The organism is Thiothrix lacustris DSM 21227, assembly GCF_000621325.1.
GTDB classification, from domain to species: Bacteria; Pseudomonadota; Gammaproteobacteria; order Thiotrichales; family Thiotrichaceae; genus Thiothrix; species Thiothrix lacustris.
The window spans coordinates 79,152-97,604 of the sequence record NZ_JHYQ01000019.1; the positions used below are offsets into that span (position 1 = coordinate 79,152).

Annotated in this window: 14 protein-coding genes; 7 read left to right on the top strand and 7 right to left on the bottom strand. The window is 44.8% G+C overall.

What is annotated here, in order from left to right:
• Positions 1–118 precede the first annotated feature (118 nt).
• Positions 119–1,597 carry a flippase gene (locus tag Q394_RS0110475; RefSeq protein ID WP_028489254.1) on the top strand — a complete coding sequence of 493 codons (1,479 nt, stop codon included), beginning with the start codon at positions 119–121 and terminating at the stop codon, positions 1,595–1,597.
• Between the two features lie 12 nt (positions 1,598–1,609).
• On the opposite strand, the gene ettA is transcribed toward Q394_RS0110475, so the two are convergent.
• The 4 genes from ettA to Q394_RS0110495 are packed head-to-tail and all read right to left on the bottom strand — an operon-like array spanning position 1,610 to position 6,342.
• On the bottom strand, positions 1,610–3,274 hold the full coding sequence (gene ettA, locus Q394_RS0110480; RefSeq protein ID WP_028489255.1) for an energy-dependent translational throttle protein EttA: 1,665 nt from the start codon (positions 3,272–3,274) through the stop codon (positions 1,610–1,612).
• Between the two features lie 29 nt (positions 3,275–3,303).
• Positions 3,304–3,495: a hypothetical protein gene (locus Q394_RS0110485; RefSeq protein WP_028489256.1), complete on the bottom strand. Its 192-nt coding sequence runs from the start codon at positions 3,493–3,495 to the stop codon at positions 3,304–3,306.
• The gene (locus tag Q394_RS0110490) at positions 3,492–4,088 is read right to left on the bottom strand and encodes an ATPase (RefSeq protein ID WP_211248800.1); all 597 of its coding nucleotides are present in this window, start codon (positions 4,086–4,088) and stop codon (positions 3,492–3,494) included. Before Q394_RS0110490 ends, Q394_RS0110485 begins: the two co-directional genes overlap by 4 nt.
• On the bottom strand, positions 4,069–6,342 hold the full coding sequence (locus tag Q394_RS0110495; protein ID WP_028489258.1) for a DUF262 domain-containing protein: 2,274 nt from the start codon (positions 6,340–6,342) through the stop codon (positions 4,069–4,071). The genes Q394_RS0110490 and Q394_RS0110495 overlap by 20 nt, the downstream gene beginning before the upstream one ends.
• A 252-nt stretch (positions 6,343–6,594) precedes the next feature.
• Between Q394_RS0110495 and Q394_RS0110505 the strand changes: the two genes are divergently transcribed.
• The gene (locus Q394_RS0110505; protein ID WP_028489259.1) at positions 6,595–7,170 is read left to right on the top strand and encodes a Uma2 family endonuclease; all 576 of its coding nucleotides are present in this window, start codon (positions 6,595–6,597) and stop codon (positions 7,168–7,170) included.
• A 45-nt stretch (positions 7,171–7,215) separates the two neighbouring features.
• On the opposite strand, the gene cpsG is transcribed toward Q394_RS0110505, so the two are convergent.
• Positions 7,216–8,580, bottom strand: coding sequence for a phosphomannomutase CpsG (gene cpsG / locus Q394_RS0110510; RefSeq protein WP_028489260.1), 1,365 nt, complete (start codon positions 8,578–8,580; stop codon positions 7,216–7,218).
• A 30-nt stretch (positions 8,581–8,610) separates the two neighbouring features.
• Positions 8,611–9,969: an exopolysaccharide biosynthesis polyprenyl glycosylphosphotransferase gene (locus Q394_RS21460; RefSeq protein ID WP_051543254.1), complete on the bottom strand. Its 1,359-nt coding sequence runs from the start codon at positions 9,967–9,969 to the stop codon at positions 8,611–8,613.
• Positions 9,970–9,995: 26 nt separating this feature from the next.
• Between Q394_RS21460 and Q394_RS0110520 the strand changes: the two genes are divergently transcribed.
• The 5 genes from Q394_RS0110520 to Q394_RS21930 all read left to right on the top strand — a co-directional run bounded on the left by Q394_RS0110520 (position 9,996) and on the right by Q394_RS21930 (position 17,453).
• A complete protein-coding gene (locus Q394_RS0110520) occupies positions 9,996–10,940 on the top strand; it encodes a glycosyltransferase family 2 protein (protein ID WP_051543256.1) in 945 nt (314 codons plus the stop codon).
• Positions 10,941–11,027: 87 nt separating this feature from the next.
• Positions 11,028–11,777, top strand: coding sequence for an ABC transporter permease (locus Q394_RS0110525; RefSeq protein WP_245606779.1), 750 nt, complete (start codon positions 11,028–11,030; stop codon positions 11,775–11,777).
• Positions 11,767–13,107 (top strand): ABC transporter ATP-binding protein, encoded by a 1,341-nt coding sequence (locus tag Q394_RS0110530; RefSeq protein ID WP_028489263.1) that lies wholly within the window; start codon positions 11,767–11,769, stop codon positions 13,105–13,107. The genes Q394_RS0110525 and Q394_RS0110530 overlap by 11 nt, the downstream gene beginning before the upstream one ends.
• Entirely contained in the window at positions 13,091–16,528 is a 3,438-nt protein-coding gene (locus tag Q394_RS0110540) for a glycosyltransferase (protein ID WP_084260424.1), read from the top strand. Before Q394_RS0110530 ends, Q394_RS0110540 begins: the two co-directional genes overlap by 17 nt.
• 13 nt (positions 16,529–16,541) lie before the next feature.
• Positions 16,542–17,453, top strand: a complete 912-nt coding sequence (locus Q394_RS21930) for an acyltransferase family protein (protein WP_084260425.1) — start codon at positions 16,542–16,544, stop codon at positions 17,451–17,453.
• On the opposite strand, the gene Q394_RS0110545 is transcribed toward Q394_RS21930, so the two are convergent.
• Positions 17,372–18,346: an IS481 family transposase gene (locus Q394_RS0110545; protein WP_038141167.1), complete on the bottom strand. Its 975-nt coding sequence runs from the start codon at positions 18,344–18,346 to the stop codon at positions 17,372–17,374. The two genes, Q394_RS21930 and Q394_RS0110545, sit on opposite strands and share 82 nt — an antisense overlap.
• Between the last annotated feature and the right edge of the window lie 107 nt (positions 18,347–18,453).

The following is an 18,453-nucleotide window of genomic DNA, read 5'->3' on the forward strand; positions in this document are numbered from 1 at the left end:
GGATAATTTTTGATTATTTAAAATCAGTAAATATTATTTGTCTAATTCTCATTAGCGACTATTGTCTTTTCTATTAATTATTTAGATTAAGTAATTGTCTTCTGGTGTCAAAGTTGAAATGAGAAATATACGTAAAAATATTGTTTTTTCGGGGCTTGGGTATGCTTTGCCACTATTGGCTTCATTAGCATCCATTCCAATTATTATTAGTCAATTGGGCGTTGACTTGTATGGCCTTTATATTATTTGCGTGTCGTTAATCGGCTTTATGACCTTGGTCGATTTAGGGATCGGGCAAACGGTTATCAAATATGTGGCGCAATATGAGGCAACTGGACAGCAGGATAAGGTTAAACCTGTATTAGGTGCAGCTTTTTTGATCTATCTGGTGATTGGTTTGTTGAGTGTCGCTTGTTTATATGTAAGCGCTCCGTGGCTGGCCGCTGGCTTATATGAGTTACCAGTTAAGCAGGTATTGGCAACGGATGTATTGCGGATTACGGCAGTTCCCTTGTTTTTCAGTTACATCAATCAGTTTTTCTTGAATGTTTGTAGAGCCTATCATCGGTTTGATTTGCCTGCCATTTTGCATAATGTAGGCAGTTTGGGAGGGATGACGGTGACAGCCGGGTTATTGATGGCGGGGTATGTGCTGCGTGATGTCATGTGGGGGTATGCTTTTATACAGTTTGTGGCCGTACTCGGTGGTTATGTAGCGAGTGTGAAAGTGTTGCCTATACATATCAAACCTCGTCCGGCTTTTGAGCGACATATTTTTTTGGAAATCATTTCATTTAGTGCTTATACCTTTGTGGGTAATTTTGTCGGGTCTTTGGTGTCGCGTGCCGACAAGTTGTTGATCGGCGTGGTGATTGGTACGGAAGCGGTGACGTATTACCAAATCCCGTTTACGATTGCGCAGATGGCCAATGGCATTATTCATAGCCTGACGCATATTGCATTTCCACGTTTTAGCGAAATGTTTAGTTTGCGTGATAGGGTGGGTCTACAGGCGTTGTATCGCTTGGCTAATGATGCTGTGTTTTTGATTAGCACGGTGATTGCTGTCATGTTGATTACGGTGGGGGGAGATTTTTTGGCATTATGGATTACGCCTGACTTTTCTCAAAAAGCCACGGTAGTCTTACAGGTTATGGCGGTGTACTTCTTCCTGCACTCCAATACAGTCGTAGGGTATTGGGTGCTACAGGGCGGTGGGCAAGCAAAGTTGACCGCGTTTATGTCAGTCATTGATGCGATTGCTTATTTTGTCGCGTTGTACTATCTGGGGGATGCCTATGGTTATATGGGAGCGGCGGTTGCCCTGTTCTTTACCTTGTTGACCGTGCCATTACAATATATTTGGATCGACCGTCATGTTGGGCATAGTTGGTTGGAATACCTGATTCAATTGCTGACTTTTTCGCTGGTTGGGTACAGTATCATTTACTGCATGGAAAGTCTGAATGTGTGGCTGAATGACAGTTTGTTGGAAATTGGCGTGAATGCTGCGTTGTTGTTTGGGCTGTTGTTGTTGGCATTATGGTCAGTGCGTGGGCGGAAAGTCCCCAACTCCTTTCAGGAAGGAAGGAGTTAGGGGGGGCGTTGTTTACGCTTTCAGGCGCTTGTACTTGATCCGGTGTGGATGCAGTTCATTGCCGTGGCGGCGCTTGTAGTCTTCCTCGTAGTCGCTGTAGTTGCCTTCAAACCACGTTACCTGCGAATCGCCTTCAAACGCGAGGATGTGAGTCGCAATCCGGTCAAGGAACCAGCGGTCATGCGAGATGACTACCGCGCAGCCGGGGAAGTTGAGAATCGCTTCTTCCAGCGCCCGCAAGGTTTCCACGTCGAGGTCATTGGTCGGTTCGTCTAACAGCAACAGGTTGCCGCCTTCTTTCAGCAACTTCGCCAGATGCACACGGTTGCGTTCCCCACCCGACAAATCGCACAGGCGTTTTTGCTGGGAATCGCCCTTGAAGTTGAAACGTCCGCAATAGGCGCGTGACTGAATCTGGTAGCCGCCGACGGTCATGATGTCGTGCCCGTCGGCAATTTCCTGCCACACGGTTTTATTCGGGTCGAGGTCGTCGCGGGACTGGTCAACGTAAGCAATCTTGACGGTTTCACCGACTTTGAACGTGCCGCTATCCGGTTTTTCCTGCCCGGTAATCATGCGGAACAGGGTGGTTTTACCCGCACCGTTGGGGCCGATGATGCCGACAATGCCGCCTTTGGGCAGGCTGAAACTGACGTTTTCATACAGCAAACGATCACCGAAAGACTTGCTGATGCCTTCCGCTTCGATCACTAAATCGCCGAGGCGTGGGCCGGGGGCGATGTAGATTTCGTTGGTTTCGGCACGTTTCTGGTAGTCGCTGGAAGAGAGTTCTTCAAAGCGTTGCATCCGCGCCTTGCTCTTGGCGTGGCGGCCTTTGGGGTTGGAACGTACCCATTCCAGCTCTTCCTTCATCGCCTTTTGGCGGCCTTGTTCGGATTTGCTTTCCTGCGCCAAGCGGTTTTGCTTTTGCTCCAGCCACGAGGAATAGTTGCCTTCCCACGGGATGCCTTGCCCACGGTCGAGTTCCAGAATCCAGCCCGCCACGTTGTCGAGGAAGTAGCGGTCATGGGTAACAGCGACCACAGTGCCGGGGAAGTCTTGCAGGAAGCGTTCCAGCCAAGCGACGGATTCGGCATCCAAATGGTTGGTCGGTTCGTCGAGAATCAGCATGTCGGGGGAAGACAGCAGCAGGCGGCACAGTGCGACGCGCCGTTTTTCACCACCGGAGAGGGTGCTGACATCCGCATCCCACGGTGGCAGGCGCAGTGCATCGGCAGCGACTTCGAGGGTGTGTTCGAGGTTGTGCGCGTCGGAGGCTTGCAGGATATTTTCCAGTTTGGCCTGTTCGGCGGCGAGTGCGTCGAAATCGGCGTCGGGTTCGGCGTAGGCGGCGTACACTTCATCCAGACGCGCTTGGGCATCCTTGATGACTTTCAAACCTTCTTCGACATTGCCACGCACGTCTTTGTCAGGGTTGAGTTGCGGCTCTTGCGACAGGTAGCCGATATTGATGCCGGGTTGTGGTCGGGCTTCGCCGAGGATGTCGGTGTCGAGGCCAGCCATGATGCGCAGTAAGGTGGATTTACCCGCGCCGTTATAACCGAGTACGCCGATTTTCGCGCCGGGGAAAAAGCTCAGGTAAATGTCTTTGAGAATGAAACGGTTCGGCGGGACGATCTTGCCGACACCGTTCATGGTGTAAATGTATTGTGCCATCCAGTGCTCCAGAGTGTGGAAAACACCAATTATGCGGGATGTGAGCGGGTCATGGTATGGTTGTCTTGCAGTTTTGGCGCATCTTCTCCGACTAGCATTGGTTTGCCATCTTGCCAAATGACGGCGTATTGACCGAGGCGTTTTTTGCGGTCTAGGGCTTTCTCGACGGCTTTACGCATCACATCCAGCATTTTCTGAGTGTCTGGGGATGGAGTGTTCATAATCCGGCTTCCTTCAGGAGTTTTTGATAGTAAATCTCGTGCAATATGACACGCTGATTGCCTTGTTGTTCAAACACGGGTTCGGAGAGATGGCTGTTCATGAAGCAGCGAGTACGGTTGGCTCGATAGCTGAAGTCGTTCAGCAAATTGCGCAGGCTACGGGCAAAACGCCGTTCTATATCTTTCGGCGGGACGTTATGCCCACCGTGCGCGACTCGTTCGGCAACCCGCAATTTAGACATTTCCATGCTGGGCAGGGCTAAATAAATCAGCTCAACTTGCCAGCCTGCTTGTTGTAGGCGATTGATGAGTTGTAGGTAACTGCGACCTGCTAAGGTAGTTTCAAAAGCGAAATCTTCTTGCTTGCGGATGTGTGTTTCGAGTTCTTGCAGGAAAATTCGGCTGGCTGCTACCAATTCACGTTCTGGTGCAAGCGGTGACAGTCCGGCAGCAATCAGGTCGGCGTTTATGAAATGCTGGCACGCTGCTTGGGGCAGGTATTCCAGCGCGAACGTGGTTTTGCCTGCCCCGTTGGGGCCAGCGATTATCCAGCAGGTTGGCATATTTAAACCGTTATTGTACGGAGTTTCCATGCTTGTCAGGCTCTTCTGAATTATTAAATAAGTGATCAATATCTAATTGATTCCACCATTCACTATATATTCTAATAAGTCTGTTGTGCGTGGTGCGAATAAAAATAGAAGCATCTTTGCTATTAGAAATAACAGATCTTCCAATGGAGAAATTATTTACTTCTAGTTTATCTAATAAAAAACTATTTTCGATGTCTTGTTCTGTAATAATTTTCGCGTTAGCCAACATTTCTTGGTCAGAACGATTTTCTTCAAAAGATACAACTCTTAAGTTGCCTAATGTGTTGCTGAATTGATGGCATATGTTCATCCATGTATTTTCACTTTTTTTGTTCCTTGTTATTGCATCTGCTTGAATATGATCATAATCCCATGGTCTATTATGATCTATCCAAAATGAGATGTTTGATGGGTCATAAGTGAACTCTACATTTACATATTTGCGCTGAGCATACGTCAATAAACTGGCAGTTTTTGTTGATTTCCCGTCTTTTATTTTTCTTAAAAAATCTTTTTTTACTCCATTCTTTTCGTCAATATTGTTTATCATATGATCCCAGTTCCACCATCTGTCTGTTATTTCTTCATTTTCTATGCTTTCTATAATTAAATTATCTGGTGGAAGAGAAACTGGTGATGTTGAGTTTTTTGAACTAAATATTCCGTTAAAAATAGAGGGGTTAATCGGCTTGTCTTTAATTTGGCTAAATATTTCATTGGTAAGTTGTTTGAGGTGTTTTGAGTTAATGCAAAACCAATGTGCGGATGTTGCTAGAGCTATCAAGGTTTTACTTGCACTTTTTGTTTCTGTTTTGGTTTTTTCAGTGTTGAAGTCAAAATATTCGAGTTCGCGTTTAGCTAGCCAGAAAATTAATAGATAAATTTCACTTGATTTGTATGCAATTTCACTGCGAATAAAAGGAGGGATTCCGAATTCTTGATCTGCTTCACGATAAAGAAGCCAAAAATCTACTAACTCGCAACAAGCTTCTACTTTGTTTATATCAGCGTTGAAAAATTTTTCTAATAAGTCTTTTTTTTCATTTTCTTCATCTTTATGGTTTTTGGCTATTTTTCTGATTCTATTTACACTAATGGAATCATGCAGCTTGTCCATGATGTTTGTCGTTAAAACCGCTCTTACAACTAAATTTGCAAACTTCGCGTCAGGTAAATGTTTAAAGGTGTTTTCTCTAATTGGTTCTTCAAACGAAGGCCAATATGCCTTTATCATTGAATAAATTCTATCATCTGGACTTAGCGGAGTGCCTTGTGAGTTTAGACGATGGAATAAATGCTCAATATTTGATATGTTTTGCTTTTTTTTGTTACCATATTCATCTTCATCATCTTTGTCATTCACCAAACGTTCTTGGATGGTTTCTTCTGATAAAACATCATCTGATAGCTCAAGCAGTACAATATTTAAAGCGAGTGCTCTTTTAATGGTATTGAATATGTAACTTCTTTGGTTTTCATTCTTAATGTTGTTTATAAATTCTTTGAATGTTTCTTTTTTCTGATTGAAAAAATTTGATGTGTGATTGGAGCGTGAAGTGAACTTGTTGTTTATTTCACCCCAGAATGAATCCATGTCATCTAATTGGCTGGCAGATTCAAAGAGCCAAGCAAGTGGAACAGGAATGTTTGCTTTAATTGGCCATGTATTATTTATAGTTGGACGTTGGCTCTTTCCAGAAATAGGATGTCCTTTCTCGTCACGCCATCCATATTTTTTTAGGGAATCGCGTATATCATTATGAGATAGTTTTCCAGCAGAATCGTTTGAGATATATCCCCAAGGATGAGATTCCGTTGTAACGCGCAATAAAAAACTGCGGCTAGTTTCAGCTAAGTTCCCATCTGGACTTAGGTCTATCCAAATGGCATCTTTTATATCTTCGCGCAAAAAAGGATCTACAAAACCTAAAGCAATAGCATTGCTGCGTTGTTGTCCATCAAGTAGGTGATGGGTCGGGTTTTTGCACTCGCCATGCTTCGCTTTTACATCTCGCTGTGTTTGTAAGTGTTTGCAGATAATTAATGAACCTACTGGGAAGCCCCGCAATAATGAATCCCATAATAGTTCAACTTGCCCCGGACTCCATACAGCACCGCGTTGCAGCGATGGAACGCAGGCTTTAACGACGGGTTGACCTTCGCTTTCTGGTATCAAGTGTGGCAGTTGCCAACTGGCTACTTGCTTTAGTGATAAGATTTTTACGTTGCCTAGATCAGTTTGCCCTGTTTGCATTGATTTACCCTTATATGATGCCCATAAAAAACTTAGCAAGTTCAGATAAGGATTATTACTGAACAAATATCAAACAACAAGAACTATATGTCGTGGAAGAAGGAGAGTCGAGTTCCCTCATCAAACATGTCTCATTAAGTTAGGTGTGTTGATTTTTGCACAGTTTATCCGGTGTTTCATGTTTGAAAGTGCCTGCCCCAAAACCAGCGGCTGTGCTATGTTTGTGGTGTGTTTGCTTTGTGGAGAACAGCAATGTCTACTGCCGAAAAATTGGAAGAACGTTACACCTACGCCGATTACGCCCGCTGGTCGGAAGATGAGAGCTGGGAGCTAATCGACGGTATCGCTTATGCGATGGCTGAGCCGTCCCGTATCCATCAGGAAATCGTGTTTGAGTTGGGCGGGCAGGTTCGTAATTACCTGCAAGGTAAATCCTGCCGTGGCTATGTCGCGCCGTTTGATGTGCGGTTGCCGCGTCAGAATGAAGCAGATGACAAGGTGGATACCGTGGTTCAACCCGATTTAACCGTGATTTGTGACCGCTCCAAGTTGGATGATAAAGGCTGTCGAGGTGCACCGGATTGGATTGTGGAAGTGCTGTCACCTGCCACCACGCTCAAGGACATGCACACCAAAACCCGTTTGTATGAACAACACGGCGTGCGTGAATATTGGATTGTGCATCCCACTGAACGCTGGGTCATGGTGTACACTTTGGATGAGGCGGGCAAGTACAGCCGCCCGTCGGTGTATGGCATGGATGAGCCGCTTGCCCTGCAAGTCTTGCCTGATCTCAGCATTGATTGGGCATTTGTGGAACAGATTTAGTGTGGGCGGTGGTGTAAGGGCGGTTCGCGAACCGCCCCTACGGGATTAGAAGAATCGGCTAATGTTGGTGACTTGTTCTTGCACCAACGCCATATCTTGGCGCGATTCGACGTTTAAGCGTAACACAGGCTCAGTGTTGGAGCCGCGCAGGTTAAAGCGCCACTCCGCAAATTCCATGCTCAAACCGTCGGTGGTGTCGATCACCAGCGGTTGCAGCGCGGTGAAATGTTCGCGCACGGCGGCGATGCAAGCTTTCACATCGTTAACGTGGAAATTGATTTCGCCGCTGCACGGGAATTTCGCAATGCGCTCATTCACCAGCGAGGACAGGCTTTGGCCTTTCACGCTCATCAATTGCGCCACCAACAACCACGGGATCATGCCGCTGTCGCAGTAGGCAAAGTCGCGGAAGTAATGGTGCGCACTCATCTCACCGCCGTAAATCGCATCTTCCAGCCGCATCCGTTCCTTGATGAAAGCGTGCCCGGTTTTGGATTGGATTGGCTTGCCACCCGCGCTTTCCACCACGTCCACCGTGTTCCACGTCAAGCGCGGGTCGTGGATGATGTTGGAACCGGGGTGCAATTGCAGGAAGGCTTCCGCCAGCAAGCCGACGATGTAATAGCCTTCGATGAATTCGCCGGTTTCGTCAAACAGGAAGCAGCGGTCGAAGTCACCATCCCACGCAATCCCCATATCGGCGTTATGGGCGAGCACCGCATCGCGGGTATCGGCGCGGTTTTCCGGCAGCAAGGGGTTAGGGATGCCGTGCGGGAAGGTGCCATCCGGTTCGTTGTGTACCTTGATGAAGCGGATGGGAACGTGCAGGCGGGTGAATTCGGCTTCGAGCGCATCCACGACGTGACCAGCAGCACCGTTACCCGCATTCACCACCAAGGTTAGTGGCTTGATGGCTTTTAGGTCGATGTAACCGAGCAAGTGTTGCACGTAATCCGCGAGGCAGGATTGCTGCGTCAAGCTGCCGCGCTGGGTAACGGCGGGGAAGTTGTTTTCCTCTGCCATGCGCTGGATGTCTTTCAAGCCAGTATCGCCGCTGATGGGGCGTGAGCCTTCGCGCACCAGCTTCATGCCGTTGTAATCCATCGGGTTATGGCTGGCGGTGACTTCAATACCGCCATCCACGCCGAGGTGGAAGGTGGCGAAATAGATTTCTTCGGTGCCGGTCATGCCGATGTCGATGACGTCCACCCCGGCATCTTGCAAGCCATTGGCCAGTGCCAACTTCAAGGTTTCGGAGGTGAGGCGCACGTCACCGCCGACCACGACGCGCTTGCCGCTGCCTACGAATTCCCCATATGCCCGTCCAATACGGTAGGCCACGTCATCGTTAAGCTCTTCGCCCAGCTTGCCACGAATATCGTAAGCCTTGAAACAGGTCAATTTTTGCATGTTAAACGTCTCTTTATTGCTGCTTTTGGGTTAATAGCTGCCCTTGCGTAACAAGACAGCTACAAAGGTTTTGGTAAGGATAATCAAATCCAGCTCCAGCGACCAGTTGCGCACGTACCAGACATCCAACTGGACACGTTCGGCATAGCTCAATTCATTGCGCCCACTGACTTGCCATAAGCCGGTGATGCCCGGTCTGACTTGTTGGTAATAGTCGATGTATTCGCTGTATGCTGGAATTTCTTCTGTAATGATCGGTCTTGGGCCGACCAGTGACATTTGCCCACGCAATACGTTGATGAGTTGCGGTAATTCATCCAGTGAGGTACGGCGCAGAAAATGCCCGACATGGGTAATGCGTGGATCATCTTTCAGTTTGCGATCACGTTCCCATTCTTCACGAGCAGCCGGGTCAGATGCTAGGATTTTTTCCAGTTCTTCGGCTGCATCGGCTCGCATGGTGCGAAATTTGTAAATCTTGAAGGGCTGGCCGTTTTGCCCAACACGCTCTTGTCTGAACACGGGTTTACCCTCGGTCACGACCCATACCCACAGGTACAGCCCTAAGAGGAAGGGGGATAAGAGCAGGGTTAGGGTCAGGGCGAGTGTGAAATCAGACACGTACTTTAAGGCGCGGTCACTACTGCTCAACAGGTTGTTGCGGACAAAAAAGATCAAGCCCTTCTGGTTGATGGAGTTGAAGACTTCCGCATTAAACATGGGCAGGGACGTCATACGTGGAACCAACAGGATACGCTTTACTTTGTGTTGGATTTTATCCATCAGGTGGAACATACGTTCCATGCCGGTGCTTTCCAGCATGATGATGGTGGCGAAGAAACGTTCTTTTTCAAGGATGCGATCAACCGTGGTCTGCAAGCCTTCGGGGGAGTGATGGTTGATATTGATGGTGTGTGCGACATCAAAGCCAAAGGGGTTGTCGATGGAAAGCCATTGCTGGGAATTGTCACAGGCTTCTTCATCACAAATAACGAGTACCCGTTCGCGTAGCAAAGGGTGTTGCAGGCTGCGCCGTTTCAGGTAGTAAATCCAGATGGGTAGCAGTAGATTAAGACTGAAGAACGTTAGAATAATCAGGCGTGAATAGTGGTCAGCCTGTTTGAGAATCGACATTAGTGCGAAGCTAATAATCAAGGCGATGACGCTACCTTTGATAATCAGCCACGTTTCGGAGGTGGTCACCATCCGCCGCGTGAATAAGCGCAGGTAAAAGAAGATCAGTAGGTAAACACTTATCAGCCACAGGTATTTCGTGGTGGGATGAATGTACACATCAGGTAGCCACAGCTCTGCTACACCGCGTGCGATCAGCAGGTTGAGAAGCAGTAACAGTGTATACAGAGTGAGCTTGAACAGGGTATATTTCATGGTTTAGTTATTGAAAAGTAATCATCTTGAATCGAAGTGTCATCCCAGAGGTTGCTATCCTGCTTTGTACGTATAATGGGCAACAGTACCTGAGCGCCCAGCTCGATTCTGTTGCTAGTCAGGCTTATCCGCACTGGTTTATGTGGGTGTCGGATGATGGTTCGCAAGATGATACCCTCTCAATTCTGGCTGAGTATAGGTCAAAATGGCCGAATGAGTGCCTATCTATTGTTCATGGCCCTAGGAAGGGGTTTGTGGCGAATTTTCTATCTTTAAGTTGCCGCCCCGATATTCAGGCTGATTATTATGCTTTTTGTGATCAAGATGATATCTGGGAGGCCAATAAACTGCAAAAGGCAGTGGACTGGTTGCAAACTGTGCCAGCAGATGTGCCCGCGCTGTATTGTTCCCGGACACGTTTGGTGGATGCGGATAATCATGGTATTGGGTTTTCGCCGTTGTTTGAGAAGCCACCTTGCTTTGCTCATGCTCTCACACAGAATATAGCCAGTGGCAATACTATGGTGTTTAATCATGCTGCTTGTTCCCTGTTGCGTGAGGCTGGGCAAGCGGTTGCGGTAGTGGCACATGACTGGTGGCTTTACTTACTGGTCACGGGCGTTGGTGGTAATGCATTTTATGATGTTGCCCCTATATTGCGTTACCGTCAGCACGGCGGCAATTTGGTGGGCATGAAAACTCACTGGCTAGCGCGTTTGCTGCGTTTGCGTACCTTACGCGAGGTGTGGCAGGGTGCTTTTCGGGCGGGGAATAACCGTCAACTACAGGCATTGCAACAAATGCGTGCTAAACTCACCCCCGAAAATCGGGTGATATTGGATGGATTTATGCAGGCGAGGAACCGTTGGGTATTGCCCCGATTGTTCGGTTTTTGGCAAACTGGGATTTACCGTGAGCCATTGTGGAGCCATCTTGGCCTGATTACTGCTGCTCTTTTCAAGAAGATTTAATATTACATGAAGTTATATCAGCCCCCATCACTGAGTCCGTTGGCAATTTTTCATTCTTTATGGTGTCATCGTCAGCTTATCTGGCAAATGAGCAAGCGTGATGTGTTGGGGCGTTACCGTGGCTCTATGATCGGAGTGGCATGGTCGTTCTTTAACCCGATTTTTATGCTAGCGGTGTACACTTTTGTGTTTAGCTTTGTGTTCAAATCACGTTGGGGGGTGGAGACTGAGGAGGGGCAAGGCAGCTTTGCGGTGATTTTGTTTGCGGGAATGGTTGTTCATGGCTTGTTTGCCGAGTGTGTAAACCGTGCCCCCAGCTTGTTGTTAAACAATATCAATTATGTGAAAAAGGTAGTGTTTCCACTGGAGATATTACCGTGGACAACTCTGATTTCAGCGCTGTTCCATACAATGATTAGTGTGTTGGTATTGTTGATGGCAGAGTTATTGTTGATGCATAGTTTGCCGTGGACAGTGATCTTGTTGCCATTGGTGTGGCTTCCATTTGTCATTGCTATTATGGGCGTTAGTTGGTTTTTGGCTTCACTTGGAGTGTATTTGCGAGATGTAGTGCAAATGACCAGCTTGTTGACGATGGTATTGATGTTCATGAGCCCTGTGTTTTATCCATTATCTGCGTTGCCAGAAAAATATCAGGCTTGGCTATTGCTAAATCCACTGACTTTCATGATTGAACAAACTCGTCAGATTGTAGTGTGGGGGAGTTTGCCAGATTGGGGTGGGCTATTGATTTATACGGTGTGTGCTTGTCTGATCGCATGGTTAGGGTTTGCCTGGTTCCAGAAAACGCGGGGAGGGTTTGCTGATGTCCTCTGACTCTGCGATTACAGTTACTAATGTTGGTAAAAATTACCATATCTACGAGAAACCGCATCACCGCTTATGGCAGATGTTTCCTAAGAATCAAAGAACTTGGTATCGAGATTTTTGGGCATTGCAGGATGTCTCTTTTCAGATCAAAAAAGGTGAGACAGTTGGTATTATCGGGCGTAATGGTTCGGGAAAATCAACTTTATTGCAAATGATTTGTGGAACGCTAACGCCTAGCACCGGTACTATTGATGTTAATGGACGTGTAGCCGCCTTGTTGGAGTTGGGGGCTGGTTTTAACCCAGAGTTTAGTGGTCGAGAAAATGTCTATATGGCAGCTTCTCTATATGGACTTAGCCATGAGGATGTCGACGGCAAAATGCAAGATATTATTGCATTTTCTGATATCGCCGATTTTATGGATCAGCCGGTAAAAACGTACTCCAGTGGAATGTATGTGCGCTTGGCATTTGCAGTAATTGCACATGTGGATGCGGATATTTTGGTGATTGATGAGGCATTGGCTGTCGGAGATATTTTCTTTACACAAAAATGTATGAGATTTCTGCGTGATTTTAAACGTAACGGTACTATTTTGTTTGTGACGCATGATACGAATAGCGTTATTAGTTTGTGTGACCGCGCAATTTGGCTGGATAAATCAAAAATGAAAAAATTTGATGCAGTTAAAATTGTTTGTGAGTCCTATTTAGAGGAGTTATATGCCTCTAATAGTTCGAAAATAACTACGGAGTCCTCAGCTAGTTCTCGTGCTTTTGTCGCAATGGAAAGCTTTCGAGATGTTAGGCAGGATATTATCAATCAATCTTTCTTCAGAAATGACTTAGAGGTTTTTCGTTTTTCTGATGCGGGAGAAGACTTTGGCACAGGTTTAGTGCAGTTAAAAGATGCCTACTTTACTTGCCTAAATCAGAAGGCTGTTTCTTGGTTTATTGGCGGAGAAGTGGTTGATTTACATATTGTTGCTCATTCAAAAATAAAGCTTTTTAGCCCTATTGTGGGCTTTCTTGTGAAAAATAAGTTAGGGCAGAATTTATTTGGTGATAATACATTCTTGAGTTATATCAATCAGCGATTAGTAGTGGAGGAGGGCGAATATTTTTCAGCAGCATTCCAGTTCAGAATGCCACTAATGCCATCTGGTGACTATACAGTAGGTATCGCTATTGCAGATGGTACCCAAGAGAGTCATGTAGTGCATCACTGGATACATGATGCGATCGTATTTAAGTCCCACAGTGATAGTGTTTCCACCGGTTTGGTGGGGATTCCGATGTTAAAAATTGAACTTGGCCCCTATGAGCAGCAATTATAAATTTGATTATGCCGATGTGAGCGTCTACGCTTGCGCGGTTAAGCTGATTACTCAATATAACTCTGCTGGTGGAGTCCATATAGACTTAGGTTGTGGTTATGCTGCAATTTCAAGTAAACTTGCTGGGTTTGATATTCGTTATATTGGCTTTGATTCTGATGCGGCAACTGTTATGGCATTACGTGAAAATGGAATTGATGCCCATCTTATTGATTTGTTAACACCCATTAAAGCTTTGGAGTCTATTCTCTCTGTATGTGATGGTGTTAATATATCAACAATTTCCATGTTAGATGTTATTGAACATCTTGATTTTGAATGCAGCTTCCTAGATTCATTGCGATCTTTGTTGCCAAGTCCTGAACGTGTTACTTTAGTTGCCAGTATTCCAAATTTTTCACATACGGATGTTTCAACTAAATTGTTCTCAGGTTTTTGGGAGTATACTTCCTCTGGTTTGCTTGATAAAACACATACGGTTATTTATACCGAAGAAAATTTAACGAAAACCATGAGGAAAAATGGATGGTATGAAGTTGATCAGTATGATTATCGACTAGAATATAGTGATCAATACTTTATTAGACCAACGTTAACGCTTAATCGTCACATGGGGATTGGTGCACATCTTCGCCACCTGAAAAAAATCTTAGATAAGAATGCAGATGTCTATCAGTTTGTAAGAGCTTATCGAATCATTCCTAATGTAGTAGAGATACAACCTCAGCCGCAGAAATTACTTTCAATTTTGGTTGGTCATGAAAATGTATTAGATACGTTGCATGATGCTTTATTAGCGCTGAAAAATCATGATTTATATGGATCTCTGGAAGTTGTCTATATGGGGGCTGATGAGTTAGATGTTTTTTCTGAGGTGGAGCAGAGATTGAAAATTATCTCCTCTGTAGTTCAGGTGAAGAGATGTCTTGATTTTCAAGGTGTGTATTGGGTATTTTTTTCTAAGGGAATGGTTTTAAATAAGCATTATTTTAATGAGATTTTACCTTGTCTGGATGATGTGAACGATATATCCACTTTGTATTTTTCTCATGTGAAAAAACCTCATTATGCTCCAGAATACCTTGATTACAATAATGTACTAAGTATTGTAACGGCTCCTTGTTCTCAAGTTTTATTACCAACAGATTATATCCGGCAATTCCGAGACTTTCCTGAAAATATACAAGAGCATTCGGTATGGGCAAAGTATGTGTTGCATATGTCATTGCGTACTGGAGTTCGTTGTTTTTATACGAAGATATCTATTGCTAGTGAGTGTGCTCTAGACTTTAGTAATGATGATGTATTGCCATATACTGACCTGCTCTATAATGAAGACTTCATGTTTTTAGGTAACTGGCATGTTACTGTTAAAGAGCAGAAAAATAAAATCACTGAACAGCAGAAATATCTTAATGATCTGCAAGAACACATAGCTGCAATGGAAAATTCTCTTTCTTGGCGTTTAACATTGCCTTTACGCAAAACTAAACATATTGTATTACTTAGTCGTAAATGGTTAAGAATGAATTGGTTGGAGTTTAATACGTGGCGTATGTTCTTTCGCACCTTAGTGGCTAAACTGCCAATATTACGAGTTTTTCGTCAAAAATATTTGCACTGGAAATTTAAATTATTGTCTAGTCCCAAAATGCTAGGGCATTCATCTGATAATATTCTTGCTTTACAGAGTTTATCTCAGCGACGTTTCAGTGAAAATTCCCTACCATTTTTGATGATTGATAAAGATAGGGAGAGATTCCCTGAGATTGATATATCAGTGGTGTCTTATAATAGCTCTTGTTGGGTTAAGCCTTTTGTTGAATCATTGATCTCTCAAAAATACCCATTAAATAAAATTCATTTGCGAGTGGTTGATCATGGCTCACAAGATGACACCTTAACTCAATTTGATGAAATTCTATTAAGAAAGAAATTAGGTTTTGCTAGTGTCGAGTTGATTTGCCAAGATAATTTGGGTTTTGGTGCAGGTCATGATCGTGCTATTCGAAGTGGTAGCTCTGAATATTGCTTGGTGACCAATTTGGATCTAGAATTTTTACCAGAGTCTCTGTGTGATATACTCGGTGCCGCATTGAGTGATCGTACTCATTCTGTGGCGAGTTGGGAGTTTCGACAGATTCCTTTTGAACATCCTAAATATTATGACCCTGTGACATTGGAAACTAATTGGTCTTCCCATGCTTGTATTTTGATGCGCCGCAGTGCTTATCTTAAAGTTGGAGGATACGATGCTGGCATATTTATGTATGCAGAGGATGTGGAACTATCTTATCGTTTCCGATCTTATGGTTATGTGTTGAAGTATGTGCCGAAAGCGATAGTGAAACACTTTACCTATGAAAGTGCCGGGCAGATAAAACCTTTGCAGTTTTCTGGTAGTGCTATTGGCAACCTTTATATTCGTTTGCGTTATGGAAAGGTTGCTGATCGCTTGTTTGGTATGTTGCTTTATATGGCTTTGTTGCTTAAACCCGCTCCCTTTAGTGGTGCTAAAATTTTACTCCTAAAGCAGGCATTGAGCTTGATGAGTAAATTGCCTCATTTCTTAAGTGGAAAAGGAATGGAGCAAGCATACTTTCCCCTAGTGGGATTTGACTATGAAATGATTCGTGATGGGGCTTTTCGAGAAGTATCTGTACCTTTAGCTATCGAGGTTGCGCCTTTGGTTTCTATTATTACTCGAACATATAAGGGAAGAAGTGAGTTTTTGAAGCAAGCGATACAGAGTGTGTTTAATCAAACATATTCAAATATTGAGTTGTTAGTTGTAGAGGATGGAGGTAATAGCCAAGAAGCTTTCGTTCAGTCTTTAGTAGCTAAAGTGCCACAAGGTTGCCATCTGCACTTTATGGCTTGCGAGAAACTAGGCAGATCAGGAGTGGGTAATGTGGCATTAGAAGCAGCAACAGGCCAGTTCGTGATGTTTCTTGATGATGATGATCTACTATTTGCTGATCATGTAGAAACATTAGCGACGGTTTTACATCAAGATGCTGATTTGTCGGCTGCTTATTCCTTGGCATTTGAGGTATTGACAATGATTGATGCTGATATGAAAAATTATAAAGAAACATCATTTTATACACCCGATATTTTCAGGCAGGAGTGGGATTATGATGTTTTAGTTGATCATAATTTCGTTCCTATTCAGGCTATTTTGTTTAAGCGGGAGTTATATGAAGAAAGAGGCGGCTTTGATATAGAACTTGATCAACTTGAGGATTGGAACTTATGGCTGCGTTATGGTTATGGTAATGTGTTTAAGTATATTCCGAAAACCACCTCATTGTTTCGTTCTCCAGCTGATTTCGATACACGTTCTGCGCGTCATGCTTCGTTGCATGATGCCTATGAAATTGCAAAAAATAAAGCGTTTGAGGATTTAAATCTATCATGAGCTGTTAATTATTATGAATAATTTTAATCATACAAACAACTTTACAGCGTTGCGTTGGTTAGCCGCAAGCTTGGTATTGTATGGACATGCTTTTGTATTTCTTGGTTTGCCAGAGCCTAGTTTTATGGGATGGTTGCCATTAGGTACTTTAGGTGTCTATATATTTTTTACTATTAGTGGTTATCTGGTTGCACAAAGCTGGGAAAGTGATCCTCATGCGCTTCGGTTTTTGCTGCGGCGTGCCTTAAGAATTTTTCCGGGATTATTTATTTGTACTATTTTATCAGTATTCATTTTAGGAGGATTGCTAACGAAGCTTTCCTGGTCTGAATACATAGGTAATCCGAGTAGCTGGGATTATTTTTATAATGTATTGTTGTATATTTCGTACTACTTACCCGGTGTCTTCGAGAAAAATCATTATCCTAATGCTGTGAATGGTTCATTATGGAGTTTGCCTGTTGAATTTTTTATGTATCTATTATTGGCATCCTTAGGTGCATTGCGGTTGCTACGTTTCAGTTGGTTGTTGATAGCTATTATGTTCATGGTGACATCAAAATTTTGGGCTATGTCATCTACTGATACACTAGTATTCTATCGTACTGATGTCAGGCAGGTTGTTATTTGCGGCGTATATTTTTGGATGGGCACCGTTTTCTTTCATTATAAGCTTAGTAAGTTTTTTTCTACTACCGCAATACTTGGTGCTGCCATGATTTGGCTGAGTTTATCGCGTTGGCCTGAATTGTTTGGGATGGCGGGCTGGATCATGTTACCATTTTTTACTTTAGCTTTTGGATTAGCAAAAAGCTCATTGCTTAGTTATATAGGAAAATATGACTATTTGTCAAGTCCCGATAGATCATATGCTTTCTTTTTGAATAAATCTGGCTTCTTTTTCTGCCATTCCTTGAGTGCTTGAATAGGGGTTTTGTATCCCAGTGCTTTCTGGGGAATGCAGTGGTTGTAGAGCCGTTCATAATGTTTGATCGCGTCAGCCAGTTCATTGGATGAGGCGAAACGGGTGGTTTGCAACCAGTCGCTGATACGTCCGTTGAAGCGTTCTACCATGCCGTTGGTTTGGGGGTGGCGTGGCTTGGTGAGGTGGTGTTCAGCCTTGATGCGCTCACAGGCTTTGTCGAATTTATGCTTGCCTGTGGGGTCACGTTCCCCTTTACGGGTAAAGCGGTCGGTGAATTCCTTCCCATTGTCGGTCAGCACGTATTGCACCTTGATGGGGAAGCGCTGCTCTACTTTACCCAAAAAATCCGCTGTACTGGCAGCCGCTTTGTCGGGGTAAATGGCAAGGCACACCATACGACTGGCACGGTCGATGGCGACATACAGGTATTGGTGTTCCTTTTCGTCGGGCATCTTCGGCAAGTATTTGATGTCAATATGGATATAGCCGGGTTCGTAGTCCTTGAACACCTTTTTCGGTGGCGGCTCCTCGCCATACAGTTCCCGCTTCATTACCGCCAGGTTGGCGATCCCATGGCGACGCAGGCAGCGGTCTATACCCGAACGGCTGGCGGCGGCATTGATATATTCTTTGGTGATGTGGGTCAGGTCATCCAGCGACAGCAGCAGGGTCTTGCGTAGCTCCACCACCAACCATTCCTGTACCTCAGTCAGCGTGGTGTGCAGCGTATCGGGACGGTGCGATTTGTCCGTCATCTCCTCACGGTTCTGCCATTTGCGGATCGTCAGGCGGCTGACATTGTATTGTTTCGCCAGTTCTGCTTGCGTGAGCGGCGATGCCTTGATTTCACTGCGTAATTTCGGGGTTGTCCGTGCTTCGGGATGCAGTTTCATGTACGCTTTGCCTTGTAGCCATGGGTGGATAAGATGCCTTCAAGGATAGCCCGTGCTTTGAATAATGGGTAGCTCCTTGAGGGAATATGATCCCATGGGACATGACA